This window comes from Bathymodiolus platifrons methanotrophic gill symbiont, assembly GCF_002189065.1.
Taxonomy (GTDB): domain Bacteria; phylum Pseudomonadota; class Gammaproteobacteria; order Methylococcales; family Methylomonadaceae; genus Methyloprofundus.
On record NZ_BDMN01000332.1, the window covers coordinates 1 to 10,223 of the forward strand.

At 40.5% G+C, this 10,223-nt stretch carries 10 protein-coding genes and 2 pseudogenes; 9 read left to right on the forward strand and 3 right to left on the reverse strand.

Annotated features, from left to right (window positions below):
• The 6 genes and pseudogenes from CDZ78_RS16860 to vapC all read left to right on the forward strand — a co-directional run.
• Nucleotides 1-538 (forward strand): GGDEF domain-containing protein (locus CDZ78_RS16860; protein WP_140414148.1); only part of this gene is annotated, 538 nt, incomplete at its 5' end.
• A gap of 268 nt (nt 539-806) precedes the next feature.
• Nucleotides 807-1,244: a hypothetical protein gene (locus tag CDZ78_RS16865; RefSeq protein ID WP_230991078.1), complete on the forward strand. Its 438-nt coding sequence runs from the start codon at nt 807-809 to the stop codon at nt 1,242-1,244.
• On the forward strand, nt 1,241-1,813 hold the full coding sequence (locus tag CDZ78_RS16870; RefSeq protein WP_087871035.1) for a hypothetical protein: 573 nt from the start codon (nt 1,241-1,243) through the stop codon (nt 1,811-1,813). Before CDZ78_RS16865 ends, CDZ78_RS16870 begins: the two co-directional genes overlap by 4 nt.
• A 645-nt stretch (nt 1,814-2,458) precedes the next feature.
• Nucleotides 2,459-4,272, forward strand: a pseudogene (locus tag CDZ78_RS16875) (V-type ATP synthase subunit A).
• Nucleotides 4,273-5,119: 847 nt separating this feature from the next.
• Nucleotides 5,120-5,332, forward strand: a complete 213-nt coding sequence (locus CDZ78_RS16880) for a type II toxin-antitoxin system VapB family antitoxin (RefSeq protein WP_087871036.1) — start codon at nt 5,120-5,122, stop codon at nt 5,330-5,332.
• Nucleotides 5,322-5,713: pseudogene (vapC, locus tag CDZ78_RS16885) on the forward strand (type II toxin-antitoxin system VapC family toxin). The gene CDZ78_RS16880 and the pseudogene vapC overlap by 11 nt, the downstream one beginning before the upstream one ends.
• 736 nt (nt 5,714-6,449) lie before the next feature.
• On the opposite strand, the gene CDZ78_RS24380 reads toward vapC, so the two are convergent.
• The gene (locus CDZ78_RS24380) at nt 6,450-6,824 is read right to left on the reverse strand and encodes a tyrosine-protein phosphatase (RefSeq protein ID WP_087871037.1); all 375 of its coding nucleotides are present in this window, start codon (nt 6,822-6,824) and stop codon (nt 6,450-6,452) included.
• Nucleotides 6,825-7,094: 270 nt separating this feature from the next.
• Here CDZ78_RS24380 and CDZ78_RS16895 point away from each other — a divergent pair, with 270 nt between their 5' ends.
• The 3 genes from CDZ78_RS16895 to CDZ78_RS16905 all read left to right on the forward strand — a co-directional run bounded on the left by CDZ78_RS16895 (nt 7,095) and on the right by CDZ78_RS16905 (nt 8,360).
• Nucleotides 7,095-7,370 carry a type II toxin-antitoxin system TacA family antitoxin gene (locus tag CDZ78_RS16895; RefSeq protein WP_087871038.1) on the forward strand — a complete coding sequence of 92 codons (276 nt, stop codon included), beginning with the start codon at nt 7,095-7,097 and terminating at the stop codon, nt 7,368-7,370.
• Complete coding sequence (locus tag CDZ78_RS16900; RefSeq protein WP_167374368.1) at nt 7,364-7,870, forward strand: GNAT family N-acetyltransferase; 507 nt, start codon at nt 7,364-7,366, stop codon at nt 7,868-7,870. Before CDZ78_RS16895 ends, CDZ78_RS16900 begins: the two co-directional genes overlap by 7 nt.
• A gap of 85 nt (nt 7,871-7,955) precedes the next feature.
• Nucleotides 7,956-8,360: a type II toxin-antitoxin system Phd/YefM family antitoxin gene (locus CDZ78_RS16905; RefSeq protein ID WP_087871040.1), complete on the forward strand. Its 405-nt coding sequence runs from the start codon at nt 7,956-7,958 to the stop codon at nt 8,358-8,360.
• Nucleotides 8,361-8,561: 201 nt separating this feature from the next.
• Here CDZ78_RS16905 and CDZ78_RS16910 read toward each other — a convergent pair whose 3' ends face one another.
• Nucleotides 8,562-8,780 carry a hypothetical protein gene (locus tag CDZ78_RS16910; RefSeq protein ID WP_087871041.1) on the reverse strand — a complete coding sequence of 73 codons (219 nt, stop codon included), beginning with the start codon at nt 8,778-8,780 and terminating at the stop codon, nt 8,562-8,564.
• Between the two features lie 3 nt (nt 8,781-8,783).
• Nucleotides 8,784-10,145, reverse strand: coding sequence for a PKD domain-containing protein (locus CDZ78_RS16915; protein WP_087871042.1), 1,362 nt, complete (start codon nt 10,143-10,145; stop codon nt 8,784-8,786).
• Between the last annotated feature and the right edge of the window lie 78 nt (nt 10,146-10,223).

Genomic DNA, 10,223 nt, shown 5'->3' on the forward strand with positions numbered 1-10,223 from the left:
TGTGAATAATCGTCATTTTCTGGAACAGCGCCTAGGTGAAGAAATCGCTAGAGCTCAGCGTAGCACTGAACCATTAAGCTGTTTTTTTCTGGATATTGATGAATTAAAAAATATAAATGATCATTATGGATATCATGTGGGTGATCAGGTTATAATATTAGCTTCTGCTGTTATTCGGGAGCAGTTGCGTAATAATGATGTCTTAGTTCGATATACTGGGGAAAAGTTTATTGCATTACTGGCTAATATTGAACAAGGGCAAGGTATTGAAATTGCGCAGCGAATTAGATATGCTGTGAAAGTATTAGGTGTCAGTACACCAGATGGCTTGGTTTCTGTGACTATTTCTATCGGTTGTTCAACTTATAATCCTGTTAACGGAGTTCAGCTAAAGCCAGCTAACGTTGAGACTAACCTGATTGAGAAAGCTGAACAAGCTTTACATAAAGCAAAAAGTGATGGTCAGGATAGTGTGGTATCTGCAAGTGGGTTTTCAGATCCTATGACCCTTGCTAACTTATTTAAACGGCATCAATAATTGAAAATTTGGAGTTTTATATGATTCGGCATATGGTCAGGCATCATAAGGTGTAGAAAATTTAATTCAGCGTCTAAGAGATCAGGGCGTAGAAGCGGGGAAGGAAAAAGCGGAAAGCATAGTTCTTGATGCTCAAAAACGTGCTGAGTGGATTGTTGAAGAAGCAGAACTTGAAGCGCAGCAATTAATTACTGCAGCGAAAAAGAAAAGTGATGCGTTACGTAGCTCGGGTGAAGACGCTTTAAAATTAGCGACCAGAGATGCTTTATTGAAACTACGTGACACTTTATTAGGCAATTTCAGTAATGAAGTAAAGCGTGTTGTCGGACAAAAAATGGATCAGCCTGCTTTTCTGGAAAAGATTATTTTACAATTAGCAGGTAAGGCACGTGAACAATTGGATCTAGATGGTGAGGATAAAATCGGTATTTTTATACCCAACAATCCTGTGGGTGTGGAAGAGCTAAAAAATAACCCGGATGAATTAAAGGTGGGGACTTTAACACATTATACCGTCGCTATCGCAGCTGATATGTTACGTAAAGGTGTGTCCATTCAGGTCGCGGATGATGTTAGTGGTGGCATATCCGTGCGCCTAAAAGATGATGATATGGTGATTGATTTTACTGATGAAGCACTTTCCGCTTTGTTATTAGAGCATCTGCAACCTCGCTTTAGAACCTTATTGCAAGGCATAGTAAAGTGAAACAGCAACAGATGGATTACGCAATGCTAATGGCTAGTCTGCAACCACACCCACTCTCTTTATGGGACCTTAAAAACAAACCCGCTTCAAAGATACATCTGGAGCGACGATTATCTTTATTGCAGGATAGCGAACGCCAGCAACTTGAGGAAATAGTCAGTGTCTTGCATTGGGCCAGAATGGACAATGAAAATAATAGTGATGCTAAAATTGCGGCCAAAGCAGAAAGAGTTATTAACTCTATTGACAACCCTTTGCTGCGAGAAACGATTATATGGCGCATGGAATTGCGCACGATTATGACAGCTATTCGTCGGCGAAAACTAGGCATGGATGCGCCTTCCAGAAATGAGCGCTGGGGCTACGGACAGGTCGTTCCTTTTATTCGTAAAAACTGGCAAATTGATGATTTTTCTTTAAGTCATCGCTTTGGCTGGATTAAGCAGGCAAATACTCTATTTGAAACTGAGCAGAGTGTTGAATTAGAAAAACTACTGTTAAATCTAAGCTGGCAGCATTATGAAAGAATAGGGCATGCACACGCTGAAAATCAGGGAAACGTAGCCTAAGCGAAGTGATGATTTTTAGTCCGCGATAGCCGTAGGGCCGTTGTTTTGTCGGAGTCTGAGCGTTAGCGAAGGTGGAGGCAAAATAAAAGGCCATCCGACACGGCGTCAAGTCATACCAATCTTTACCGTCATACGCTGAAAATCAGGGAAACGTAGCCTAAGCGAAGTGATGATTTTTAGTCCGCGATAGCCGTAGGGCCGTTGTTTTGTCGGAGTCTGAGCGTTAGCGAAGGTGGAGACAAAATAAAAGGCCATCCGACACGGCGTCAAGTCATTTGGAGCCTATGTTCCGACCCCTTGTTGGGTCGGGACGAGGTGACGAGGACGAATCGGGGCCGCCGGAGGCATAAGTGGTCGCGTTAAGTTTTTGCTGCTTGCTTGGGCTGGGATGCCCAAAACAAGCTTTCGCAAAAATAGCGACTCCCCTAACCCCTCCTTAGTTAAGGAGGGGTTAGGGGAGGTTTGATATAAAAACTAATCAGACAATATCAATGACATATATTTTTATACGATCCCCCCTCAATCCCCCCGTTCTCAAGGGGGGAGGCTAAAAGCAGATACTTTTACAGTCTCTTTAGTCCGCAACTCTAAATTAATCATAGCGGACTAAAGTCCGCTCTACTAAGTGTAACTGATGGGAATTAAATGAATAACACTGTAAAGGCAACAGCACGAGTTGTATCCATTCAGGAAAGTCTGGTATCTATCGAAACACTTGATGGCAACCCGCATCCCTTGACAAAGAATGAAGTCATCTATATTTTGCCCGCTGGTAGTACTAAGCACCAGGAGCGTTTAAAGGCGGAGATATTGCGTATCAATGGTTCGGTAGCGGATGCCCAGGTCTACGAGAGTACTACTGGTGTGGCGGTTGGTGATCTAGTTGAGCAAAGTTCTGAAATGCTTTCAGTAGAATTAGGTCCGGGTTTACTAGGGCAGGTTTATGATGGATTACAAAACCCTCTAGATAAATTGTCTAGTGAGTTTGGTTATTTTTTACCTAGAGGAGTTAGTTTTCCAGCTTTAGATGAAAATGCTAAATGGGCGTTCACACCGATTGTTCAAACTGGTACGGTATTACGCGCAAACTCGGTTATCGGTACCGTACAGGAAAGAGGGTTTACGCACAAAATTATGGTGCCTTTTGATATTCAGGGAAAAGGCACTATTACCTGGATTCAAGAAAGCGTTGTAACAGTTAATGAACCAGTAGCAAAAATTAAGCTGGAATCGGGCAAAGAAATTGATATATACCTAAAACAACGCTGGCCGGTGCGTAAGCCTCTTCCACAAAATTTACTAAAGCAAAACATAGCAGCACGTTTGTACCCACATGAGCCGTTGATTACTCATTTGCGTCTAATTGATAGCTTCTTTCCTATTGCAAAAGGTGGGATGGGATGTATTCCAGGCCCTTTTGGCGCAGGAAAACTGTATTACAGAATTTGATTTCGCGTAATTCTGATGTTGATATCGTTATCGTTGTTGCTTGTGGAGAGAGAGCGGGAGAGGTTGTAGAAACAATCACTGAATTTCCAAAATTAAAAGATGTTAATGGCAAAACTTTAATGGATCGGACGGTGATTATTTGCAATACTTCATCGATGCCCGTTGCAGCACGAGAAGCCTCCATATATACAGGGATTACACTAGGCGAGTATTACCGGCAAATGGGTTTGAATGTCTTGATTATTGCCGATTCAACCTCGCGCTGGGCACAGGCAATGCGGGAAACCTCGGGTCGCCTGGAAGAAATTCCTGGCGAAGAAGCATTCCCTGCTTATCTGGATTCTGCAATTAAAGGAATCTATGAACGTGCTGGCGTTATCAAAACAGCGGATCAAAGTGAAGGCAGTTTAACGATGATTGGTACTGTATCACCAGCGAGGGGGAACTTTGAAGAACCCGTCACGCAATCAACTTTAGGTACAGTAAAAACCTTTTTGGGCTTAAGTGCTGATAGAGCCTATAAACGTTTTTATCCGGCTGTAGATCCACTATTATCCTGGTCACGTTATTTAGGGCAATTGCAGCCGTGGTTTACCGAGCATTTATCACAATCCTGGGTAGATAACGTACAGAATTTATTAGAGCTGTTAAAGAAGGGCGATTCTATTTCACAAATGATTCAGGTCACTGGTGAAGAAGGTGTTAGTACAGAAGACTTTGTTATTTATCAGCAAGCCCTATTTCTGGATATGGTCTATTTACAGCAAGATGCTTTTGATCCAGTTGATGTTGCAGTTCCTTTAGAAAGGCAGCAAGAAAGTCTAAACAGGATCGTAAAGCTAGTGGACACTAGTTATCATTTTACGGATAAAGATGCGGTACGTGATTATTTTACAAAATTAACAGGATTTTTTAAAAACCTGAATTATTCACCGACTAACTCGAATGAATACCGTGACTACAGTGAAAAAATAGGACAATTACGCAAATCGGCAATGACTGAAAAGTAATGATTTCTGCCATATTCTAGTGGTGCTGGTTTTTTATCTATCCAGCACGGCACTTTATGGATGGGGGTAACAGGTCAGCTTGAAGTGGCACCACCTTTCAGTGGCACAATTTCACTATGAAGCAGATCGCAAAAAAACAGAACATTTTCGGCATCTGAGAGAAAATTCTGGCAGATCTTGTTGCTCTGCCTACAATTAACCGCCAATAGATGTTGTTTTGTGTTGAGAAAGTTTTAGATTGAATAGAAGTGTAATATTTACTGACCTCGGCGCGATATTTGCCGTTTGCTAATGTGCGGATATAAGACATTGCTTAGCCCTCGATAATGTTTTAAACAAACACTAGTAATATTACGAGATTAACTTTCGTAGTTTGTAACGTAGTGCGCTTTGAGTTTAAAGTATTCAACCGATGGAAGTAGGCTGTTTTATCATAACTATCAATAAGTTAAGATGGTGGCGATAGTGGGGATCGGACCTGCGACCTCAGGGTTATGAATCACACCAACAAATAGATTATAGATTAAATTCAATCACTTGCAGGTCTTGCCCGCACAACACCTACTACACTACCACTACACCCAATGCGTCTTGTACTCTGCTGATGTTATAAAATTACTACAGTTGTTATTTGTATTAGGTATAGTTTTCTTATTAATTCCAACGAACAACTATCGCTGAAGAGTGCTTTAGGCAGGCGCCCCTCCTATACTTATCTCTTGCCTAAAAAACAGGTCTCTTTCAGTAGGAAAAAATAAAGAAAAAAATCTTTCTTTTTGCACCCTAGATAAAAGCTAACTTCTTAAGTGTATGATGTGTATCAAAATACACAGCTGGAGATAAACTTATGCGTACCAATATTGTTATAGATGATGATTTAATAAATGAAGCAATTAGCTTAACGGGAATTCGAACTAAACGTGAATTAGTTGATTTAGCGTTACAAGAATTAGTTACAAAACGTAAAAAGAAAGATTTATTCAAACTTGCAGGTCAAATAGAATTCAGGGAAGATTTTAATCACAAGGAAGATCGAGTAATCCGCCAGGATTTTGATTGATACCTCAGTTTGGATCCGTATTTTTAAAGATAAAAAGGGAACTGAAGCTAAACGCATACAAATTTGGCTAGATGAGCGTGAAGCTGTTTTAACACGATTTAATCAGTTAGAGCTTTTACAAGGTTGTCGTGATAACAAAGAATGGTTATTACTGAGTAGTTATCTTGAAAACCAAACCTATATTGAAGCAACAAACGATACATGGCAATCTGCTGCTCGTATTTGTTATGATTTGCGTCGTCAAGGATTGACAGTACGTAGCCCCATCGATTGCTGTATTGCTCTTGTGCGATAGAGAATGACTTATTACTCCTGCATAACGATAAAGACTTCAATGTTATTCATCAAGTAAGACCTTTAATTCATCACCAATGGCAGTAATACGCTAACTCTTGAATAACAAATTTGTAAGCAACTAATTTTGTTACTCTATGATTAGCGACCGTAGAACGACCTGATTCGCTACTCAGCGTAAATAATTAAAAAAGTTCTTGGCAGGGTTTTAGCTCGAATTTTGAGATTTTTTAGTAAACTACGTACTAGTTCAATCAGCATCCATAATTTCCCACCCATCAGCGTCATTTATTTCCAGTTAAAAATATCACGTAATTAATTTATAATAGAGACAATCCATCTACAGATGGAAAATATTTTGCTGAAGCTGGAAAAACTAACAAACTGATTAACATTTAGGGTATAAATGGAGGAAGAGCGACCAGTGATTGTCATACATTTGCTGTCGTTGATTCAAGCCCTTTGTTGGGAAAAAAGTGGACGAAACGGAGTATGGTGATTGGACTGATGCCGAGGGTATTAAAAAAGGTCTATGTTGGACTTTTCCCTTGGGTTGATGACTAGCTACACAGACCAAACAACTCTTATATCAGTCACATATATTGTTGATGGAGCTCACAGTACGGACTGAAGCCCGCCAAAAAATGAAAGGGAATACAGTGGCTAATTTTTGGCAATTCCTATTCTAAAACAATAGAGATGATAACCCCAACGACCGACGCAAGTTAATAAGCATGAGACGTTTGGCTTTTCTGCCTGTTAAAATTTTGTGATTTCTTTTATTCCAACAAAGCATTACGTAGCGTTGTAATGCTCGCATCGTTCAGTCCCTCTCGAAGGTAGTTATCAAGGGAACCGTACTTTTTTTATCAGCTGCCTCGAATGCGGCGTTCAGGTACTCAGGGCGAGCCTCCATTAGGCTGCGAACTTCTTCACGTGGCGTTCTGAACAGCGATGCAATCGTTGCCAGGAGTGATAATCGGTTGGTTTCTGATTCCCAAAAGGTATTACTCAGTAGATAGTCTTCGAGGATGATACGCCTGGGAACCCCCAAAGCTTGAAGAACAGGAGCGGCAGCTAGGCCGGTTCGATCTTTACCATGCACACAATGAATCTGAACTGGTATAGCATCAGCTTCGGTCAGGCCGCGAAGAATAACAGCGAATTGTTCGCGATAGTCTATGTACGTATGGGGGATATCCTGGCAGCATTAACCGTTTTAATTGGTGTACACTGGTTAACCCTGAGCATAATACAGTTTTTAATTTTTAATTTTTAATTTTTAATATTTTTCTGGTTATTTTTTGCTGTCATGCTCATACACGAACGTCAAAAATTATTATGAGTATTTCAAATTCTGAGTTTAACAAGGAATCGCACCGTTAACGATTCATTCGTTATTGTTTTAAGTTAATATATGAGATATCATTGCAGAGTGTGCCACTTTGGCACATAAAAGGAATTCATTATGATAAGTCCCTCTCCCCGAATTACAGCCAGAGTTGATCCTGATACGCAAGAGTTATTGTCTGAAGCTGCTGCTCTATCAGGTATTTCTAGTATTAGTTCGTTTGTTCTTAATGCCGCGATTGAAAAAGCTAAAGGTATTATTGAGCGCGAGCATACTTTAAAGCTTAGTCAAAAAGACAGTATGCTACTCGTTGACGCCCTTGATGCTGTCCCTAAGGCCCATTCACGTTTACAACAAGCAGCACAACGCTATAACAACAAAACACAATCGTGATTACAGTACCGCTGGATAAGAAAAAACATAAGCGGAATCTTTTTGATTGTGGTGTTGACGCACTCAACAACCATTTATGCCTCATGGCAAGCCAGCAATCGGACAAGGATAATACACGAACGTTTGTGCTAGAAGACATGCAAAATCCTGAGTCTATTATTGGCTATTACACGCTAACAATGACGACTCTTGATCTGAGTTTATTACCTCAAAAACTGCAGAAAAAACATAAAAATGCACAGTCAGGCGGACTAATTGCTCGCTTAGCAGTCGATAAAAAGTATGCTAAACAGGGTTTTGGCGAGTGGTTGTTGATTGATGCACTAAAAAAGCTGCTATCCGCCAGTAACACGGTTGCTTTTCCTCTTGTCATTGTGGATGCAAAAGCTGGTGCTAAACAGTTTTATGAGAAATTTGGCTTTGTGCCTTTTAACGATATGCCCAATAAACTGTTTATCACTATTGCTGATGTGAAAGCCAGTTTAAAGAAAAGTGATTAGCTTGCGGATTAGGTCATTGACGGAAAATAATATACTAGATTGCAAGCGCCTCTGAAAGTGTGTTGGAATATTCAGAGCAGAGCAGTTGACCTTTATTGGAAATGAAATTATAGTTAAATTAGCCAATTTAACTATTTGTGTAATTATGAGAACAATTTCAGCAACAGAAGCAAAAAATAAATTTGGTCATCTAATGAGTTCGGTAAGTGCTGGAAGCATTGCAATAACCAAAAATGGAAAAATCGCAGCTTATTTGACACCCTCTCAAAGTAATGACAAACAACTATTAACTGATAAGCAACTTGATGAAATATTGAGTGACTATTCGGCAGGCAATGTAACTCATCGTAATCTTGAAGAGCTCACAGGATTATGGTTTTCTGATATTCTTGCGGAATTAAAACAGCGAGGCTTGTCTTTACCTAAAGTGGACTCAAAAGTTCATTTCAATGAAAAGCAACTGTCTTTATATAACTCTATTTTTAGTTAACCATGAAAATATCGTTAATAGTCACAGATGTAAGTCCTCTTATAACACTTGTTGGACGAAGCCGCTATCGCGGAGAAAAACAGCTTCACCCCTAAAACGATCACAATCTAACCTTGTTCGTTAGGTCATAAACCAATGTATCACCATCTACATCTTCAGCTTGAACATCATAGCTATAAAGAGTATTTATGGCGGTTGTCATTATCGGGCCTGAAGTAATTTGTGGATTGTGGATTGTGGATTGTGGTTGACAACCAGAATTTCGATGGTGATTTTTGAGGTATCTGGGTTACTGCTCAGACTTGCATCATGCACAATAAGCTGTGCGACATACAGACCAGCTTCATCTGGAATAAAACTGGTGAGTGCTTCTGTTGGATCGTCAATAGTTGCCAGGCTATTTTCTGGGCGTGTAATCATTGATCATGTGTAAATTAAGTGGTCATTATCCACGTCGCTGGAATTGCCTCCATCCAGTGTGATTGTATCGCCGACAAAGCCTGTTTGATCAATACCTGCATCTGCTACCGGTCTGGAGTTTTCTGTTACTACCAGTATGATATCTACATTACTGTCCTCACTACCATCGTTGACCACCAGTGATATGGTATAAAAGCCAGGGGCATCAACAATAAAACTGGGGTTAACTATGCTTGCATTATCCAGGTTCGCGGCTGAATCAAGTGGTTTAGCTGTCATGTTCCATAAGTATGTCAGCATATCAAGGTCTGCATCTGATGAGTTACTGCCATCAAGCTGTACGGAGTCCCCAACAAAGACTGTTTGATCCGGACCTGCATTTGCAATGGGAGGCGTATTGAGGGTATTAACCTGCACAGTATCAATTTCGCTATCTTCTGTGCCGTCATTTACGACTAATTGCAGTGTGTAGGTGCCAGCTACGTCTATGACAAAGGTAGGCATAATGGCAGTTATATCTGAAAGCATTGCATTACTGCCTTCGGGCACCAAGCTAAAACTCCACTGGAAACTTATCAGGTCGCCATCTACATCAGTAGATGCACTACCATCCAATATGACCGCATCAGCTATGAATTTCGATTGATCAGCCCCTGCATGCGCAACAGGTCGGGTATTTTCTGTGGTGATCTTTACGCTATTGGCTAGGCTGTCCACTTCACCGTCATTTACAATGAGTTCTGCGACATACTCCCCTGATTTGTCGGCCTGGAATGATCGCATCATCGCGGAAGTATCGTCTAATTCAGCGGTACTATCTGTTGGTGTTGTTACCAGGCTCCACAAAAAATAGAGTAACTCTCCATCCTGGTCGTATGAGTTACTACCGTCCAGAATTACTGTCGCATCAGGAGCAACGGTTTGGTCAGGTCCGGCATCTGCTATGGGGGCATGGTTGATATTATTAATATCTTCGATACAAGCTATCAAATTGTCGGCTTTGCCTAGGAGATCAGGCTCAGGTAGGTTGCTTAAATCAAGTTTGCCTTCTGCAAGGAGGCTATTTACCTTACGCTTATAATCGTAGATTTGCTTAATGGCATCTATAAATTTTGTTTTTTGGAGTTTTCGTTTTGCGTTATCCAGCTTTGGCAGCAGACCATATCTTTTATTGCTTGCATGCTTCCCGGAATAGTCTGCTTGCTTGGTTTGGTCTGAGAGTTGGGCTAGCTTAATCTCACATTGAGCTACCGTTGTAGCTTGGGAAAGGGAGGGCGTGAAACTAATTAGGCATATTAAAATTGTGATAGTAAACCACTGTGAAATATGTATAAATGATAAAGATGGTGATTTATTTAAATTCATTTTTCTATCCCCATTAATGCCATAGTTAAATTACTTAGGAATAAGCACGAAACAACTTCCCGATATTAATTATTCTTG